Origin of the sequence: Variovorax sp. SRS16 (assembly GCF_901827165.1) — a bacterium.
Classification (GTDB): Bacteria; Pseudomonadota; Gammaproteobacteria; order Burkholderiales; family Burkholderiaceae_C; genus Variovorax.
Map to the genome: position 1 here is coordinate 1,551,120 of NZ_LR594666.1, position 18,190 is coordinate 1,569,309.

The window sequence follows — 18,190 nt, forward strand, 5'->3', positions numbered from 1 at the left end:
CGCGCGGCGCTTATTCGCAAAGCCGCCGGATCTCCTCCGGAATCGCCACCGCCCGGATGCCGCCGCCCTCGCGCTTCGCCGAGAAGATGCGCACCTCCTCGCATTCGAGGATCAGGTCCTCGCCGCGCGTCACGCGGTAGCTTTGCACGAAGCTCTTGCCGCGCCACTCCTTCACGCTCACCGCGAAGTGCAGCGTATCGCCGTAGCTCGCGCTGTTGACGAAGCGGCTGTGCGTGTCGACCAGCGGCGTGCCGTTGACGCCGAGCGTCTGCGCCGTCTCTTCCCAGCGCGGCACGCCGTTCTCCGAGAAGAAATGGCGCGACGCGGCATCGATCCAGCGGAAGAAGTTCGGAAACCAGACGATGCCCGCAGGATCGCAGTCGCCGAACTCGACGCGGACCGTGTAGATGACTTGCTTGCTGCTCATCAGCCCATTTTCGTCGGGAGCCACAGGGCGATGATCGGGAACGCGATCAGGATCACCAGGCGCAGGATGTCCGTGAGGATGAAGGGCAGCACGCCCTTGAAGATGGTGGTGAAGCTCACGTCCTTCACCACGCTCTTGATCACGAACACGTTCATGCCCACCGGTGGATGGATCAGCCCGAGCTCCACCGTCATCACGATGATGACGCCGAACCAGATCGGGTCGAAGCCGAGGTGGACGATCACCGGGTAGATGATCGGCACCGTCAGGATGATCATCGCCATTGCGTCCATCAGGCAGCCGAGCACGAGGTACATCAGCATGATCAGCGCCAGCACGCCGTAGCGGCCGATGCCCAGGCCGGTGAGGAATTCGGTGAGCCGCTGCGGGCTCTGCGTGATGGTCAGGAAATAGCCGAACAGCAGCGCGCCGATCAGCACCGTGAACACCGCCGCCGCCGTGCGCGTGGCCGACAGCAGCGCCTCGCGGATCGTCGGGCCGTCGAGCTTGCGCCGCAGCACGCCGAGGATGAAGGCGCCGCTCGCGCCCACGCCGCCGGCTTCGGTCGGCGTGAAGAAGCCGCCGTAGAGGCCGCCGATCACGAACACGAACAGCACCAGCGGTGCCCATACGTTCTTCAGGTCGGCGAGGCGTTCGCGCCACGGCTTGAGCTCGCCGCGCGGCAGCCACGCGGGCCGCAGGCGCACGATCAGCGCGATGGTCATCACGTACATCGCCATCGCCAGAATGCCGGGCACGATGCCGGCCATGAAGAGCTTGCCGATGTCCTGCTGCGTGAGGATCGCGTAGACCGCGAGCACGGTCGACGGCGGCAGGATCGCGCCCAGCGTGCCGCCCGCGGCGATCACGCCGGTCGAGAACGACTGCGGGTAATTGAAGCGCCGCATCTCCGGATAGGCGACCGCCGAGAAGGTCGCGGCCGTCGCGACCGACGAGCCGCAGATCGCCGCGAAGCCGCCGCAGGCCAGCACGGTCGCGACGCCGAGCCCGCCGCGCAGATGGCCGATCATCGAGTTGGCGGCCTTGAACAGCTCGCGGCTCACGCCCGACACCGACACCAGCGAGCCCATCAGCATGAACATCGGGATCACGCCGAAGGTGTAGTCGGTCACCGTGCGCATCGAGGTCTGGCCGACCAGCTTGAGCGCCGGGCCGGGGCCGACGATCCAGGCATAGCCGGTGACGCCCACCAGGCCCATCGCCATGCCGACCGGCACGCGCAGCAGCATCAATGCGAACAGGACCACGAAGCCGAGGACGGCGATGGCGTCGGTGCTCATTCATCCGCTTTCTGTTCGGGCTTTTCGTCGTGCAGCAATTCGGGGTGAAAGATCAGGCGGTATGTCCTGATCGCGATCAGCACCACGGCCGACACGTCACCGGCCCAGGCCACGGCATAGAAGGGCCAGGTCGGGATGTTCATGTCGTAGGTCAGCACGTGGTCGACGTAGGTGCCGCGCACCTTGTCGAACAGCGTGGCGGTCTGCACCGCGACCACGAACAGCAGCACCAGCGTCGCGAAGACGTCGATCCAGCGCTTCATGCGCGGGCTGGCCGCCGTCCACACGAGATCGACCGTGATGTGCCCGCCGCGGTAGCTGGTGGCCGCGATGCCCCAGAAGATCAGGATGCCCAGCAGCATGCGGCCGAAGTCGTAGGAATCGGGGATCGAGGTGTTGAAGAACTTGCGCAGGACCACCGCGATGAAGATGTTCAACGCGACGATCCCCACGAACATGGCTGCGAGCCATTCGATCGTGTTGATCATCTTGTCCATGACCCCGCGCTTCATTGCTCGCCCCCAGGCTGCGCGCACTTCGTGTCGCTTCGCCAACCCCCTGCCGGGGGCGGGCCGGCCGCTTCGGGCGGCCGTGCGCGGCGGCCCTCTGGCGAAAGCCTCATGCGCGTTGGCTCACAGTGCAGCTTTGTACTTGGCCAGACTGGCCTTCAGGCCATCCATCACGGCCTTCGGATCCTGCCCGACCTTCTTCACGCTGTCGGCCCATTGCGCCTCGACCGGCGCCGTGGCCTTGCGCCAGGCATCGAGCTGTTCGGGCGTGAGCTTGTAGATTTCGTGGCCCGCCTCGGCGCCGATCTTGGCGCGGCCGGCGAATTCGAAGTCGGCCCACGGCGAGGCGACGCGCTCAGCCCATTCGCTGGTGCAGTGGTCGTCGATGACCTTTTTCTGCGCGGCCGACATGCTGTCGTACTTGCTCTGGTTCATCGCCCACACGAAGGGCGTGACGTAGAGCGGCACGTCCATGTGGTACTTGACCACCTTGTCGATGCCGAACAGGCCGATCGAGCCCCACGGGAAGGTGATCGCATCGGCCACGCCGCGCTCCAGCATGTCGCGCGATTCGGGCGCCGAGGCCTGCACGTTGGTGCCGCCGAGCGAGGTGACCATCTGGCCGATGGTGCTGGTGGCGGGGCGGATCTTCATGCCCTGGATGTCGGTGGGCAGCAGGATCTTCTTGCGCGCATGGAAGGTGCCGGGGTCGTGCACGAAGGCGAAGCAGTACTTCACGTCCTTCATTTCCTTGGCCGCGTACTTGCGATACCAGTCGTCGATGGCGGCCGAGCCGCCCTTGCCGTTGGCGAACAGGAAGGGCAGCGAGGCGCCGGCCATGATCGGGAAGCGGCCCGGCTGGTAGCCCGGGTTGATGTAGGCGAAGTCGGCGATGCCGTCGCGCGCCATGTCGTAGTGGTCGAAGGCCTTGCCCAGTTGCTCGGACGGGAACAGCGTGGCCGTGATGGTGCCGTTCGACGCCTTCTTGATGTCATCGGCCCAGGCCTGCAGCGACGGATTGAGCGGATGCTGCGCCGGCACCCAGCTCGACATCTTGAGGTTGACCGGCTTGTCCTGCGCCAGCGCGGGCACCGCGGCCAGCGCGAGCGTGGCCGACAGTGCGAGCACGGCGCGAGCGGTGGCCGAGGTCATGAAGCGGGGGATGGGCATGGAGGTCTCCTTCGGTGTTGTACGGGCAGGGGCGACGCGCGATTCGGTTATTTTTTATAAGAATCGGCCAGAGCGAATCGGCGTTTACCTTGAGTCAGCGCGTCGGCGTCGCGGCGCCGGGCGGACGCTTCATCCAGCGGATCGGCTGCACCGGCACCGGACGCGCCGGCGCGCCATGGCGCAGCAGTGCGGCGTCGAGCGCGGTGCCGGCATCGTCGGCCAGTGCGGCCTCGCGCGCGGCGGCGATCGCGTTCGCACGCGCGGCCGGCGAACCATCGGGCAGCGGGGCGGTCGCCAGATGGTCGATCACGTGCAGCAGGTTGCGCTTGCCGCGTTCGTTGGTGCTGCCATAGCCTTTGATGAGGCGGCCGCACAGCGCGATCTCGTGGCCCAGGCACCAATCGCTGCGCGTGCCCTTGACCACTGCATCGAGCCAGCGGCCGATCAGCGCCTGCTCCTCGGCGAAGCGGCTGCCGCGCTGGCGCAGCCAGCGCAGCGAGGCCAGCACGCGCAGCGAGACCATGCCGAACACCGAGTGGCTGCCGACCTTGAGCGGCAATGCCCATGGGGTCTTGCGCCGGCGGTCCCATGCCGTCACGCGCTGCGCGAGCGAAGCCGGCAGCAGCGCCGCGAACTCGGGCGCGCCGGGCTTGAAGTGGTCGTAGACCTTGACGATGTCGTCATCGCCCGCCTTGACCTCGTCGCGCACGCGCCGCGCGCGGCTCGCGCGGCTCTTGAGCTCGGCCACGCGCACGATGTCGTCGAAGGCCATCCACAGCGCGAGCCAGCGCGCCATCTCGCGCGTGACTGCGAAGCCGTTGGCGCCCGCGGGGTCGGCCGTGCGCTCGGCGTCGAGCACCTGCCTGAGGCGGTCCACGTAGAGCGCGGCGTAGTTGGCGTCCTGGTAGTCGAGGACGCGCGCATGGCCCAGCGTCAGCAGGTCGTGCACGGGCGGCGGAAAGATCCGTGCGACGTCCGCAGGCAATGCACGAGAGACCGGTGCATCGCTCGCCGTAGTCGCCAGCAGGCTCGTCACCATCGCGGCCTGCGCGCGCGGCATGGCCACGGTGTCGAAAGCCTTGGCGAAGCCGCGCAGGCTGGCCGCGGCCATCTTGTCGAGCTTCTCGGGTGCGCGGGTGTCGCCGCCGCGCACCACGCGCTCGTAGGCATCGCGCGGAAACGGAAAGAGGCCGCTGCCCGCGATCGCGCCCAGCATCACGGCGCTCACGATGGTGCCGGCCTCGCGCGCCGCGGCGCCCATGTCGAACACGTGGTGCTCGCGGCTGAAGGCCTTGACCACGTCGAGCAGGCGCTCGGCATCGGCGCGGCCGTCGCCGGGCTGCATGCGCTCGGCCGTGGTGAGCGTGCGGCTCGACGAGCTGATGACCAGCGTGCGCGCTGCAGTGCTCATGCCGTTGCCGATCTGCCGCGCGGTCTCGAGCAGCTCGGACGAGATCAATGCATCCAGCGCGCCCGGCACCGGGCTCAGGCTGAACACCGGCCGTCGCCCCTGGAGTTCCGCGAGCGGCACCGGGAAGACCTCGACGTAGTAAGTGGTGGCGCCGGTGCGCTGCGCCACGCCGGGGATCGAGGTGCTCTGCGCTGCGTAGCCCGCTCGGCGCGCCGTATCGACCAGCCACTCGGTCAGCACGCCGCCGCCTTCGCCGCCGAGCGCGCAGATGAGCAGGGTGATGGGTCGGGTGCGGTTCATCGTCGTCACGCCGGTTGCATCGCACGAACCACTGCCGTTCGCAGGCCGTGCAGCAGCCGTTCGTGCCACCTCGGGTTCTGCACCACCTCGGCACGGTAGAAGCTCGGGCACAGCGTGGCCGCATGCGCGTTCTCGCCGCACAGGCCGCAGCCGACACAGCCGTCGATCACCACCGCGACCGGGTCGACCTTGAGCGGATCGGGGTTGTCCTTGATCGTCAACGTCGGGCAGCCCGAGAGGCGAATGCAGGCATGGTCGCCGTTGCACACGTCCTCATCGACGCCGTACCTCACGCGCACCACGCGCTGGCCTTTCCTGAGCAGGCCGGCGATCCAGGGCTTGATGCGGCGCTGGCGCTCGAGCTGGCACTCGCCCTCGGCAATGATCACCTTGAGGCCGTTGAAGTCGCTCGTGAAGGCGTCGTTGAGCGTCGCGCGCATCTTCTCGACGTGGTAGGTGTGCACGGTGCGCAGCCACTTCACGCCGAGGCCCTTCAGCGTCGCCTCGATGGTCTGGTTCTTGTCGACCAGGCTCTGCTGCTTGTCGACCGCATGCGCCTTGGTGTCTTCGTCGGGCGTCGAGATGATGTCCTGCGTGCCGGTCGCCGAGGTGTAGCCGTTCTTGAAGATCAGCAGCACCGCGTCGTCGCCGTTGAAGAGCGCGCTCTGCACGCCGGTCAGCAGGCCGTTGTGCCAGAAGCCGCCGTCGCCCATGATCGCGAGCGCCCGGCGCTGCATCATCGGCGAGACGCCCGCGCGGCTCGCGAGGCCCATGCCGTAGCCGAGGATCGAATGGCCCATCGAGAAAGGCTCGAAGGTGCCGAAGGCATGGCAGCCGATGTCGGCCGCGATGTGCACCGGCCCGCTGTCCAGCTGCGCGAGCTTGAGCGCGGAGAACACCGGGCGTTCGGGGCAGCCGATGCAGAAGCTCGGCGGCCGGTTGGGCAGCGGTGCATCGAGCTTCGCCGCCACCGCGGCGCGGCGTTCGCGGTTGCCCGTGAGCCAGCCCTGGGCCGAGTCCTGCGCATGCTGCGGCAGGTAGCGCTCGGCAAAGCGGCCGAGGCCGGTGGCCAGCACCTCGACGCCGTATTCGCCCGCGGCCGGCAGCAGGTCGCAACCGTGCAGCGGCGTCTGGATGTCGCGGCGGCGCAGCAGCGTGGCGATCTCCTGCTCGATGTACTCGGGCTGGCCTTCTTCCACCACCAGCACCGCGCGCTTGCCGGCGCAGAAGTCCGCGACTTCTTCCGGCACCAGCGGGTAGGCAACGTTGAGCACCAAGAGCGGAATCTCCGTCGCGCCGAACGCATCGGCCAGGCCCAGCTGCTGCAGGCTGCGGATCAGCGCGTTGTAGAGCCCGCCCTGGACCACGATGCCGAGGTCGGCATGCGTGCCCGGGATCAGCTCGTTGAGTTGGTGTTCGGCGATGTAGCGGCGCGCCGCGGGCAAACGCTCCTCGCCTTTGAGCTTCTCGTGGCGGAAGGTCACGGGCGGATGCGCGAGCCGCATGTAGTCGAAGCCGGCCGGCTCTGCCATCAGCGCGCGGGTCGATATCGCCGGCGGCAGGTTGTTCCTGCATTCGAAGCTGCCGCGCACGTGGCAGGTGCGGATGCGCAGCTCCATCATGCAGGGCATGTTGGAGGCTTCGGAGAGGCGAAAGCCGTGCTCGACCATGTTCACCATCACGCCCAGGTCGGGCCGAGGATCGAGCAGGCACATGCTGGACTTGAGCGCATAGGCATGCGTGCGCTCCTGGATCACCGAGGCGCCTTCGCCGTAGTCCTCGCCGACCACGATCAGCACGCCGCCCCGGACGCCGGGCGACGAGAGGTTGGACAGCGCATCGGCCGCGACGTTGGTGCCGACGATCGACTTCCACGTCACCGCACCGCGCAGCGGATAGTGGATCGAGGCGCCGAGCATCGCGGCAGCCGAGGCCTCGTTGGAACAGGCCTCGACATGCACGCCGAGCTCGTCCATGTAGGGCTTGGCCTGCACCATCACGTCGAGCAGGTGCGACACCGGCGCGCCCTGGTAGCCGCCGACATAGGCGACGCCCGACTGCAGCAGCCCCTTGGTGATGGCCAGGATGCCTTCGCCGTGGAAGGTGTCGCCGGCGCCCAGGCGCAGGGCTTCGATCTCCTTGCTGAATGAGACTTCCAAGGTCTTGGCTCCGTTCTTGTCGTGGTCGCAGGCGCATGGCGCTCCGAAAGGCGAGTGTGCAGGCGCGAGGCCTGCGCTTCAATAGAATCATCGAGCTAAGCAATATGAAGCGCATGCATGTCAACACCATCGACCTGAACCTGCTGCGCCTGTTCGATGCGGTCTACCGGGCGCGCAGCGTGAGCCGTGCGGCGGAGTCGCTGGGGCTCACGCAGCCCGCGGCCAGCCATGGCCTCGGCCGCCTGCGCCTGCTGCTGGAGGACGCGCTCTTCACGCGCGCACCGGGCGGCGTTGCGCCCACGCCGCGTGCCGAGCGGCTGGCCGTCGCGGTGCAGTCGGCGCTCGGCACGCTGGAGGAGGCGCTCAACGAGCCGGACCGCTTCGAGCCTTCGGCCTCGCGCAAGGTCTTTCGCATCCACATGAGCGACATCGGCGAAGGCCGCTTCCTGCCGGCGCTGATGGCGCGCCTGGGCGAGCTGGCGCCGGCCGTGCGCGTCGAGACGCTGCCGCTCCTGCCCGCGGACATCGCGCCCGCGCTCGACAGCGGCCGCATCGATTTCGCCTTCGGCTTCCTGCCGAAGGTGCGCGACACGCAGCGCGCGCACCTGTTGAGCGACCGCTACATCGTGCTGCTGCGCGAAGGCCATCCCTTCGCCCGCGTGCGGCGCAGCGGCCAGGCGATGCTGGCGGCGCTGCAGAAGCTCCAGTACGTCGCGGTGCGCACGCATGCCGAGACGCTGCGCATCCTGCAACTGCTCAACCTCGAGGACCGCGTGCGCCTGACGACCGAGCACTTCATGGTGCTGCCGGCGATCGTGCGCGCCACCGATCTGGCCGTGGTGATGCCGCGCAACATCGCGCGCGGCTTTGCCGAGGAGGGCGGCTACGCGATCGTGGAGCCGCCCTTTCCGCTGCGCGACTTCACCGTGTCGCTGCACTGGAGCAAGCGCTTCGAGGCGGATCCCGCGAACCGCTGGCTGCGGCAGGTGATCCGCGCGCTGTTCGCCGAGGACTGAGCCGATCGCTCAACCTGCCGCGCCGCGCCGGCAAATGTGAGCACAGGCCTTTCGCCGACTGTGCTGCCGGCTAATCTTCATAGCGATCCAGTACCGTGAGCACCGGTTCTGCCATCCACACGTGCTCGGCTTGCGGCTTGCGGCTTGCGGCTTACGCGAAACTCATGAAGGCAACTACAAAAACGGGCCGAGAGGGTGTAGGAAGTGCGGCGCCTTGTTAAACGAAAATAAGACGCGGCAGCGGAAGGAAGTCTGTCGGACGCTTGGGATGAGGCAGCAACGCTTCGCATGCTTGCAGTGTCGACGGGCGTGGTCGGCATCGGCACCGCCCGCAACACGGATGTGCCGGTGACCCTCGAGTTTCTTGAGTCCGAGCCGCGCGCTATCGCCCGCTCCATGCAAGCTGACCAGTGCCGGTCCGCCGCACATGGGCGATATGCGCAGCTGAAGAGGTCCAAAAGGCGTTGAGGCCCGAAGCGTCGTAGCGAGCAGCGGCTTGGTTTCCATCCAGATCCTCGAGCAGTAGCAGCCCGGTCTCGAGCAGCAGATCGTTCATGGTTCGCGGGTCGAACCCAGATAGAAACGCTTCTCCGGCAGCAGCGACGTTGCTCTTGAGTCTGCGAAACTCGTCATCGACTGCATGGTCCGGGTCAAGAATAGCCTCGTCAACATACGTGAAGACCATTTCGCTTCCCGCAGGCGCGCATGTGGCGATTGATCGAAGGGCTCCAAGGTTTGCCTCCCGGGTGAGGTAAGTCGTGACGCCCAACCAGGAAAAAAAGGTGAGACGGTCACCCTGAAACGAAGATCTCGTCAGAGCCGCTCCCAATGCCTCCATCGACAGGTCGGCTTCGACGAATTCGACGGAACTGGAAACGGGAACGCCACAGGCAGCCAAGCGTTCTCGCTTCAGCCGCTGCGTCGCCGGATGATCCACCTCTATGATGGTCACGCCCTCTGCCCAAACAGGGCGCCGGCAGATGAAGCTGTCGAACCCGGCGCCGATGATGACGTATTGAACGATGCCGTTCGCTACGGCCTGCTTGAGCGCGTCTTCCGTGTACCGGGACCGGAGGATCACGCCCGCGTAGGCGGGATTGGATCGAAGAGCGAGGTCGAGACCTTGAACGCCATCCAGTTTCAAACCCGGCTTGGTGGCCCCTACGCGTCCCATCGCACTCTGACGCAAAGCGGCCTGCGCCGATTCCGGGACAAGGCGATCTCCCCACGTATCGCTCAGAAGTGGCATGGGGTCATTGCGCGAATGAACTGCTCGCATGAGCGAGGTTGCAAGCGCGGTGCGGCTGGGTGTCGATGGGTTCAACAGATTCTCCAAGGTTGCTGACTCGACGAGCGAACGGCAGCTTACAACCGAACCGTGAGGCTGAAACGGGCCGATGCTGCGGTCCGCGACAGGCTACAGTCGGCCAGAACCGATCACTCAGCCATCCCCGCCAATTCACAACAAGAGCGAAAGTGGTCTTCCTCGCAAACACTACCTTGACCAAAGCGCGCGCCGTGCCCATGCCTGGCAACAGCGTGCTTGCGCCGCTTTACGCGGGCGCAGACCTTTTGGACGCCTTTGCCATTCGACTGCCGGCGGAGGCCAGCAATGATATAGAGGTGCTGGCACGCGCCGCGTTCGAGCGACAGGCGTGGTGGATTCGTGCGCTCACGTGTGTACGTGACGTGGTGATGGTGACAGTCGGCGTCAGATCGTCGCGCGCCGTCGGTCTTGCAGCAGCGGCGCGGGGGCCGGTCATCGGCTACTTGCCGGTGCTGTCAAAGAGCGCGACAGAGTTGGTGGTGGGCGCGGATGACCGGCACCTCGACTTCCGCGCCACCATCCAACTTCGCGCCGATGCGGAAAATGAGCGCGAACTGGTCACGGGCACGGTGGTGCATTGCCATAACCGACTGGGGCGTGTCTATCTTGCGACGATTGCCCCGTTTCATCGTGTGATTGTGCGGGCGAATTTGGAACGGGCAGTCAGAGCAATGAAGATTTAAGCATGCCGTGGTGGTCGCGATTGGCCGTCGCGACTGTAGCCGCAGGATGAGTCGTCACGATGGACCCATCCGGTTGCTGGTCTTGGGCCCATTCCAACGGCCTTGCCGCCACCCTACGACAAGCGAGTGCTGACAATACGCGGGATAGACTGAACCCATGCTCTTCGCGACGGTCAATGAAATGAGGGATGGCCTGCCGGTTATCGCGTTCGCATCCGCTGAGGATTGGGGAACGTGGCTGACCCATGCCGGAGCTACTTCAAAGGGCCTCTGGCTCAAGCTGGCCAAGAAGAATGCCGAGGCGCGTAGCGTGTCCCGCCACGAAGCCATTGAAGTCGCTCTTTGTCATGGCTGGATTGATGGGCAGTTGGACAAGTACGACGACCAATGGTGGCTGGTTCGATTCACGCCACGCTCGCCGAAAAGCAAATGGTCGCAAACCAATCGCACGACAGCGCTCAAACTCATCGAGGAGGGCCGAATGCTGGGGCCCGGGCTGGAACAAGTACGGGCAGCCCAGGCGGACGGCCGCTGGGAAGCCGCCTATGCATCCCAGGCATCTGCGACCGTCCCCGCAGATTTGCAGGCTGCGCTGGAAGCCGCCCCGGCCGCCAAGCGCCTGTTCGCGGAGTTGAATCGCGCCAATCGCTTTGCAATCCTCTACAGGGTGCACGATGCAAAGACACAGAAGACGCGACTCCAACGCATCCAGAAGTTTGTCGCCATGCTTGAGCGAGGCGAGATGATTCATCCAGCCACGAAGACCATCAAAAAGTAGGTAGAGGGCTACGTCCGGTCGTGGCCGACTGCCGGCGGCTGCAACTGCCGCGGAGACGACCAAGCCGTACCGATCTCGATCACGGCCGCGATGTCAACGCCAGTCCCGGCCCGCAGGCGATGTTCCACGCGTCGAGAGATTACCTCGTCGACCTGATTACTTCGGCGTAAGCCGATACAAGCCGCCCTCGTGCTCGTCCTCGATCAACCACAGCGCGCCATCCGGCGCCTGCGCGACGTCGCGGACGCGAAAGCCGACCGTCCAGTGCTCGGCCGGCGTCGCGGTCGCGCCGTGCACCTCGATCCGGTGCAGGGCGCGGCTGACGAGGCCGGTCGCGAACGCCGAGCCCTTCCACTGCGGAAACATCGCGCCGCTGTAGAACATCAGGCTGCCGGGCGCGAGCACAGGCGTCCAGTAGATCACGGGCTTGGCGAGGTCGGGTCGCGTGTCGGGGCTTGCAATGGGCACGCCGTCGTAATTCACCGCATAGGACACGAGCGGCCAACCGTAGTTCTTGCCCGGCTCGATCAGGTTGAGTTCGTCGCCGCCGCGCGGCCCATGCTCGAGCTCCCACAGGCGGCCATCCGGCGCGAAGGCGAGGCCGTAGGGCGTGCGATGCCCCGAGGTCCATGTCTCGGACGGCGTCAGATTGGGGCCGTCGAACACATAGGTGCCCACGACCGGCGCGGTCTTGGCGGCTTCCGTGTCTCTGGGCGGATCGATCACCGGGACCGAGCGTGCGCCGGTCTTGCCCTCCATCGGGTTGCCGGGCGCGGGCTTGCCGTCCAGGGTCAGTCGCAGGATCTTGCCGGCCGGCTGGTTCGGGTCTTGGGCGGGGGTGAAGCGCTGCCGATCGCCGGCCGTGAGGAAGAGAAATTTCTGGTCCGGCGAAAAGGCCACGGCAGCGCCGACCTGGCCGCCCTTGCCCTTGATCGGGTCGTGCCAGACGACCTTCAGGTCCTCCAGCGAGGCGGTGCCGGCGCCGATCCTGAGCGTCGCGCGGGCGAGCGCCAGGCTCGAGGTGCTCGGGTCCTGTCCGGGCTCCGAATAGGTCAGGTAGATCGCCCCATCGCTCGGATAGGACGGGGCCAGGTAGACGCCGAGCAGGCCGTTCTGATCTTGGTACTGCACCGGCGGCACGCCGGTGACTTCGAGCTTCTGCCCGGACGGGGTGGCGAGGAAGAGCTTGCCGATCTTCTCGGTGATCAGCATGCGTCCGTCCGGCAGGAAGGCGATGCGCCATGGCAGATCGAACTGCGCGACCTTCGTGAGCTTGAACGGAGGCGATGGGGTGGGGGGCAGCGTTCCGGCGTTGATCTGCGCAAGCACGGGCGCTGCACCGAGGAGCAACCAGGGGATGAGTCCGAACTTCGGGAATGGCATGCTTGGCTCGTCAGTGGGGAGTCCGAAGAGTATCGCCCGCAGCGCAAGAACTCACGCGCGCAGGTCCAGATCCCACAGCACATCCCCGCCCATGCGGAACGCGCGGTTCGAGGGCCGCATGCATTCGCGCATCGCATTGCTGCGCGGCAGCTGGAGGCCGGGCCGGCCGCCGCCGATGATCACCGGCGCGACGCTGAGGTGCAGCCGGTCGAGGCAGCCCTGCGCGATGAAGTGCGAGACCGTGATGCCGCCGCCCTCGACGAACAGCACCGCGAGGCCGCGGCGCGCCAACGCGGCCAGCAGGGCGTGCAGATCGATGAGGCCGTCCGCGCCGACCAGCGCCGGCACGCCGAGCACCTGCGCCGCGCCGACGCGCTCGGCCGCCTGCGCGGCGCGCGACGCATCGCAGGCCAGCAGCGTCGGCGCCTGATGGTCCGAGAAGACGCGCAGGCCCGGCGGCAGGCGCAAGGCCGGGTCGAGCACCACGCGCACCGGATGCCGGCCCGCCACGCGGCGCGTGGTGAGCTGCGGGTTGTCGATGGCTGCGGTGCCGGCGCCCACGATGACCGCATCGCACAGCGCGCGCAGCCGGTGCAGATGCAGCAGCACCTCGGGACCGTTGACGAAGTTCGAATCGCCGCCGTGCGTGGCCACGCAGCCGTCGAGGCTCTGGCCCAGCTGGCCGATCGCCCAGGGCTCGGCGCCGGGCGGCCGGTCGAGCAGCGGCTTCAGCAGATCGAAGAGCTCGACGGCGGCCTCGTCCCAGACGCCGCGCAGGCTGAAGCCCTGCGACGCGTCCCAGCCGACGCAGGCCTGCGCGTCCCAGGCCTGCGTCACGGGCTGGCCGCGGCGGCGCGCGGCGATGTCCAGGCACCAGGGCCAGAGCGCATCGATGCCGGGAAGGCGGGAAGGAAGCGCTTTCATGGCAGGGACGACGCATGCCGGCGGCGCAGTTCGTCGAAGGACATCAGCTCGCCCGCGATGGCGCTCGCGGCCACCGTCGGCGGGCTCGCGAGCCAGACCTGTCCCGGGCCGCCGCGCCCGGGGAAGTTGCGGTTGATGGCGCTGACGGTGACCTGCTTCTCGTCGATGGAGCTGCCAGGTCCGCAGTTGCCGCAGGCACCGCACGAGGGTTGCAGCAGGCGCGCACCGACCTTCTCGAAGGCGTCGAGATAACCGCGCTGCGCGCAGTGGTCGCGCACGGCGGTGGTGCCGAACTGCAGGTACAGCGACACGTGCGGCGCGACGCGCAGGCCGTGGTCCGCCGCCCAGCGCAGCACCGCGTGGTAGTGATCGAAGTCCTCGCGCTTGCCGGCGGTGCACGAGCCGCCGTAGGCGATGTCGATGCGCACCGGCTCGCCGATGTCCGCGAGCGGCAGGCCGTTGCCCGGGTCGCCGGGCCGGGCCACCATCGGCGGCACGCGCGCGCAGTCGACGTGGATCGTCTCGGCATAGACGGCGTCTGCGTCGCTGCGCATCCAGGGCTGCAGCACGAAGTCGATGCCGCGCCGCTCGCGCAGGAAGCGCACCGTCTCTTCGTCGGGCGCGACGATGCCGGTGAAGCCGCCGAGCTCGGCCGTCATGTTGGTGAGCGTGGCGCGCTCGTCGGTCGCGAGCTGCGCGATCGCGTCCCCGGTGAACTCGAACACGCGCCCCACGCCACCGCCGGCGCGGATGCGCGGCAGGGCCAGCAGATGCAGCACGATGTCCTTGGCGGTGACGCCCGCGGGCACGCGGCCGTCGAGCACGATCCGCAGCGACTGCGGCACGGTCAGCCGCACCGCGCCGGTCATGAAGGCGTTGGCCATGTCGGTGGTGCCGACGCCGAAGGCCACGCAGCCCAGCGCGCCGCTGTGCGGCGTGTGCGAATCGGTGCCGACCACCACCTGGCCGGGCAGCGCGTAGTGCTCGGCCATCATCGCGTGCGAGATGCCGGCGACGTTGCGGCCGTCGTCGGCGCGCGCCTCGTCTTCGGTCAGCGTGCGATGTGAGCGCAGGCCGTAGTCGGCGGCGAAGCGGCGCTGCGCCTCGCACATCGCGAGCACGTTGGGCACCAGGCCGGCGCGCACATGGGTCGGGCTTTCACTGACGTAGGAGGTGTGGTCCTCGAACACCACGATCGACTGCGGATCGTGCAGCGCGAGGGGCCGGCCGAAGGTCGAGTGCAGCATGTGCGCGGCCATGCCGGTGTAGTACTCGTGGATGAAGCGCCAGTCGGCGCGCACGAAGGCGCCGTCGCCGGGCGCCGGATGCGCTTCGGTCAACTCGGTTGCGAGCGCATGGCGCGCGACGATCTTCTCGAACAGCGTGCGCGGTCGGTCGGGGCCGGTGCCTTCGGCCTCGCGCACCTCGCGCATGAACTGTTGGCCGAAGCGCAGCAGGCCGCCCGCCTTCAGGATCGCCGCGGCCAGCGCATCGCGGCCGGCCACCAGCTCGTCGACGGCGATGGCCTCGCCGGCGCGGATGCGATCGACAAGGCCGAAGTCGGTGGAGGTGAAGAGGCCGATGTTGTCCGCGTTCTGGCGGTAGATGCGCTCGAAGCTTTCGGCGATGACGAGCCGCACGCCCGCGAACTTCTCGGCCGCGGGGCTGTGCTCGCGCGACGAGCCCTTGCCGTAGCGCTTGCCGGCGATCACCACCTCGATGCCGTTCGCGCGGACCGCGTCGATGCCGATCGGCGTGCGGCCGCCGGCCGCGAAGCCGGTGTAGGGATGACGGCCGAGCTGGTCGTCCCAGTGGGTGAGGATCGGCAGCGGCGTGATCTCGTCGGTCGAGACGTCGTCGCGCAGCGGCGCGGCGTCGGCGAGCGTCAGCGCCTCGCCGCACAGGCTGCGCTCGACGATCTCCGGCGTGCTGCAGAGCCAGAGTATCTTCGGCGCGAAGCGAAGCATCATGGCGTGGCCTGCGCGCTCAGCCGGTCGCGCAGCTCGCGCTTGAGGATCTTGCCCACCGGGCTCACCGGAAAGGCGTCCATGATCGCGAGCCGCTCGGGCAGCTTGAAGGACGCGATCTTCTGCGCGCGCAGATACGCGATGAGTTCTTCGAAGCCGAGCGTGGTGCCCGGCTGCAGGATCACGCAGGCGCAGGCCTTCTCGCCGAAGACCGGATCGGGCAGGCCGACCAGCGCCACGACCTTGACCTGGGGCAGGCCGAAGATCAGGTTCTCGATCTCGTCGCAACTGATCTTCTCGCCGCCGCGGTTGATCAGGTCCTTGCGCCGCCCTTCGGTGAACACGTGGCGGCCGCGCTTGCGCACGATGTCGCCCATGCGGTAGAAGCCGTCGGGCGTGAAGGCCTCGGCATTCTTCTCCGGTGCGTTGTAGTAGCCGCGGATGGTGTAGGGGCCGCGCGTCACCAGCTCGCCGGGCTCGCCGTCGGGCACTTCGCGATCGTCGTCGTCCAGCACCTTGATCTCGTCGAACTCGCTCACGGGTGCGCCGGAGCTTTCGAGCAGCAGTTCGTCCGCGTCGTCGAGCCGCGTCATGTTGATCAGGCCCTCGGCGGTGCCGTAGATCTCCTGCGGCGTGCAGCCGAATTGCTCGCGCAGGCGAATGCGCAGCTCGGGTGCGAGCCGGGCGCCGCCGTTCTGCACCACCTTCAATGACGACAGGTCGAAGCGCCGCGGCACCCCGCTGTGGAGCCAGTTGGAAATCAGCGGCACGACCGATGCGATGGCCGTGACGCGTTCGCGCTCGACGGCGGCGAAGACGGCCTCGGTGTCGGTGCCGGTCGCGATCACCACGCTGCCGCCGGCATAGAAGGTGCCGAGCAAACCGGGCGAGGCGAGGTTGTAGTTGTGGCCCAGCGGCAGGATGGCCATGAAGACGGTGCCGCGGTCGAAGCCAGCGGCCTGCGCGCACAGGCGTGCGTTGAGCACGTAGTCGTTGTGCGTGCGCGGAATCAGCTTGGACATCGAGGTGGTGCCGCCGGACAGCAGCATGGTCGATACCTCGTCGGGCGAAGGTCGAACAGCGCGCAGGCGGGCGGCCGAAGCATCGTCCTCGGGTGCGCCGCCGTCGATCAGCGGCTGCAGCGCGCGCTGGCCGGGCGCCGGCTCGCCGGCGACGATCACGTGCCGCAGGAACGGAAATTCGCCCGCCATCTCGGCCGCCATCGGCCGGTAGTCGAAGCTGCCGATCACATCGGGAATGAGATAGGCCGCGGCGCCCGAGGCGCGGATGAAGTGGTGCACCTCGGCATGCCGGTGCGCACGCAGCGCCGTCACCGGGATCGCGCCGATCCAGTTGAGCGCGAGGTAGGCGATCACGAACTCGGGCACGTTCGGCAGCTGCATCACGACGCGCTCGCGCGGCTTCAGGCCGAGCTCGAGCAGCGCGAGCGCGAGGCGCCTGGAACTGCGCACGAGTTCGGCGTAGCTGATGTGCCGGTCACCGAAGACCAGGGCGTCCTTGTCCGGCGCGGCGCGCATCGTGCGCTCGACCATCTCGGCCACGGTGAGGTCTTCCCACAGGCCAAGCGCTCGGTACTTGTGCGCGGCCTCGGCGGGCCAGGGAACGCAGCCTTCGAGCATGTCGGATTCCTCCATCGTCAGAACACGCGTTCGGGATGCAGCTGCTCGTAGGCGTGTGCCAGTTCGGGGTCGCGCTTCTGCACATCGGCATGGTCCACGCGGCCGCTGCGCGTGACGTAGTCGTAGGCGAATGAGATGGGGTCGAGCTGCATCTTGGGGCCGAGGTTCTCGTACCACTCGGTGCTCTTGATGGCGGCCTTCTGCAGCGCGTCGGAGCCGGGCTGGCGGATGCGAACGAACTCTTCCAGCATCGCCGGTACGTCGTTGCCGCATGTCTTGAAGGCATCGAAGAGCGCGATCGAATCCTGCATCGCGAGCCGCGTGCCGGAGCCGACCGAAGGATGGCCGGTGCGCAGCGCATCGCCGATGAGCACGATGTTGCGCCAGTGCCAATGGCGGTTCTTGACGATCGTGTAGCGGAACCAGTTCGACTTGTTGGACAGCAGCCTGTGGCCCTGCAGGTCGTCGGCGAACACCTGCTCGCACCAGGTCAGGCTCTGCGCTTCGCTCATGCGGTCGAGGCCGGCGCGGCGGAAGGTGTCGGGGTCGACCTCGACCAGGAAGGTGCTGTGCGTGCGGCTGTAGCGGTAGGTGTGGGCGATCGCGAGGCCGTCCGCGTTCTGGCGGAAGATCAGCGACAGCGGATCGAAGAGCCGCGTCGTGCCGTACCACGCGAGCAGGTTGGGCCGCTCGTCGAGCGTGGGCTGGAAGTGCTCGGCGTAGCGGGTGCGGATGGCGCTGTGGGCGCCGTCGGCGGCGACGATCAGGTCGGCGTCGGCGAAGGCCGCGACATCGTTCAGGCGGTGCTCGAACTCGATCGGCACGCCGACCTGCCGGCAATGGGCATGCAGCGCCTTGAGCAGGTCGATGCGCGCCATGCGGTGGAAGGTGTTGTGCGCGAGTGTGACCTGCCGGCCCTGGTGCACGACCGCCATCTCGTCGAACACTTCCTGCTCGCGCGTCATCGATTGGTACAGCTCGGGCGCGAGGTCGCGCACGAAGGCGAGGGCCACGTCGGAGAACACCACGCCCCAGCCATAGGTGGCGCTTTCGGGATCGCGCTCGTAGACGCGCACGTCGTGCGCGGGGTCGTCGCGCTTCATCAGGTAGGCGTAGAACAGGCCTGCGGGACCGCCGCCAATGATGCGTATCTTCATCTGGATGTCTCCGTCCTTGCACGACCGCTGCCGTGCGC

The 18,190-nt window shown here is 67.6% G+C and carries 15 protein-coding genes; 3 read left to right on the forward strand and 12 right to left on the reverse strand.

Annotated features, from left to right (window positions below):
* Nucleotides 1-10 precede the first annotated feature (10 nt).
* The 6 genes from E5P2_RS07490 to E5P2_RS07515 all read right to left on the reverse strand — a co-directional run bounded on the left by E5P2_RS07490 (nt 11) and on the right by E5P2_RS07515 (nt 7,277).
* A complete protein-coding gene (locus E5P2_RS07490; RefSeq protein WP_162566502.1) occupies nt 11-427 on the reverse strand; it encodes an acyl-CoA thioesterase in 417 nt (138 codons plus the stop codon).
* Entirely contained in the window at nt 427-1,728 is a 1,302-nt protein-coding gene (locus E5P2_RS07495) for a TRAP transporter large permease (RefSeq protein WP_162566503.1), read from the reverse strand. Before E5P2_RS07495 ends, E5P2_RS07490 begins: the two co-directional genes overlap by 1 nt.
* A complete protein-coding gene (locus E5P2_RS07500) occupies nt 1,725-2,225 on the reverse strand; it encodes a TRAP transporter small permease (RefSeq protein WP_162566504.1) in 501 nt (166 codons plus the stop codon). The genes E5P2_RS07495 and E5P2_RS07500 overlap by 4 nt, the downstream gene beginning before the upstream one ends.
* A 135-nt stretch (nt 2,226-2,360) precedes the next feature.
* Complete coding sequence (locus E5P2_RS07505) at nt 2,361-3,407, reverse strand: TRAP transporter substrate-binding protein (protein WP_197908463.1); 1,047 nt, start codon at nt 3,405-3,407, stop codon at nt 2,361-2,363.
* Between the two features lie 94 nt (nt 3,408-3,501).
* Complete coding sequence (locus E5P2_RS07510; protein WP_162566505.1) at nt 3,502-5,118, reverse strand: indolepyruvate oxidoreductase subunit beta family protein; 1,617 nt, start codon at nt 5,116-5,118, stop codon at nt 3,502-3,504.
* A 5-nt stretch (nt 5,119-5,123) separates the two neighbouring features.
* Nucleotides 5,124-7,277, reverse strand: a complete 2,154-nt coding sequence (locus tag E5P2_RS07515) for a thiamine pyrophosphate-dependent enzyme (protein ID WP_162566506.1) — start codon at nt 7,275-7,277, stop codon at nt 5,124-5,126.
* Between the two features lie 113 nt (nt 7,278-7,390).
* On the opposite strand from E5P2_RS07515, the gene E5P2_RS07520 reads away from it, so the two are divergent.
* Nucleotides 7,391-8,293 (forward strand): LysR family transcriptional regulator, encoded by a 903-nt coding sequence (locus E5P2_RS07520; RefSeq protein WP_443083448.1) that lies wholly within the window; start codon nt 7,391-7,393, stop codon nt 8,291-8,293.
* 382 nt (nt 8,294-8,675) lie between these two features.
* Here E5P2_RS07520 and E5P2_RS07525 read toward each other — a convergent pair whose 3' ends face one another.
* Nucleotides 8,676-9,617, reverse strand: coding sequence for a class I SAM-dependent methyltransferase (locus tag E5P2_RS07525; protein ID WP_162566508.1), 942 nt, complete (start codon nt 9,615-9,617; stop codon nt 8,676-8,678).
* Between the two features lie 176 nt (nt 9,618-9,793).
* On the opposite strand from E5P2_RS07525, the gene E5P2_RS07530 reads away from it, so the two are divergent.
* Entirely contained in the window at nt 9,794-10,303 is a 510-nt protein-coding gene (locus E5P2_RS07530; RefSeq protein ID WP_162570382.1) for a DUF2867 domain-containing protein, read from the forward strand.
* A gap of 157 nt (nt 10,304-10,460) precedes the next feature.
* Nucleotides 10,461-11,081, forward strand: a complete 621-nt coding sequence (locus tag E5P2_RS07535) for a YdeI/OmpD-associated family protein (RefSeq protein ID WP_232080615.1) — start codon at nt 10,461-10,463, stop codon at nt 11,079-11,081.
* Nucleotides 11,082-11,237: 156 nt separating this feature from the next.
* On the opposite strand, the gene E5P2_RS07540 is transcribed toward E5P2_RS07535, so the two are convergent.
* From E5P2_RS07540 to E5P2_RS07560, 5 genes are read right to left on the reverse strand one after another with little or no spacing between them, the layout of a single operon-like run.
* A complete protein-coding gene (locus E5P2_RS07540; RefSeq protein WP_162566509.1) occupies nt 11,238-12,464 on the reverse strand; it encodes a PQQ-dependent sugar dehydrogenase in 1,227 nt (408 codons plus the stop codon).
* A 51-nt stretch (nt 12,465-12,515) separates the two neighbouring features.
* On the reverse strand, nt 12,516-13,388 hold the full coding sequence (locus E5P2_RS07545; RefSeq protein ID WP_162566510.1) for a RibD family protein: 873 nt from the start codon (nt 13,386-13,388) through the stop codon (nt 12,516-12,518).
* The gene (locus E5P2_RS07550) at nt 13,385-15,358 is read right to left on the reverse strand and encodes an aconitase family protein (RefSeq protein WP_162566511.1); all 1,974 of its coding nucleotides are present in this window, start codon (nt 15,356-15,358) and stop codon (nt 13,385-13,387) included. The genes E5P2_RS07545 and E5P2_RS07550 overlap by 4 nt, the downstream gene beginning before the upstream one ends.
* Complete coding sequence (locus E5P2_RS07555; RefSeq protein WP_197908465.1) at nt 15,355-17,010, reverse strand: (2,3-dihydroxybenzoyl)adenylate synthase; 1,656 nt, start codon at nt 17,008-17,010, stop codon at nt 15,355-15,357. The genes E5P2_RS07550 and E5P2_RS07555 overlap by 4 nt, the downstream gene beginning before the upstream one ends.
* A 2-nt stretch (nt 17,011-17,012) precedes the next feature.
* A complete protein-coding gene (locus E5P2_RS07560) occupies nt 17,013-18,152 on the reverse strand; it encodes an FAD-dependent monooxygenase (RefSeq protein WP_162566512.1) in 1,140 nt (379 codons plus the stop codon).
* Nucleotides 18,153-18,190 lie beyond the last annotated feature (38 nt).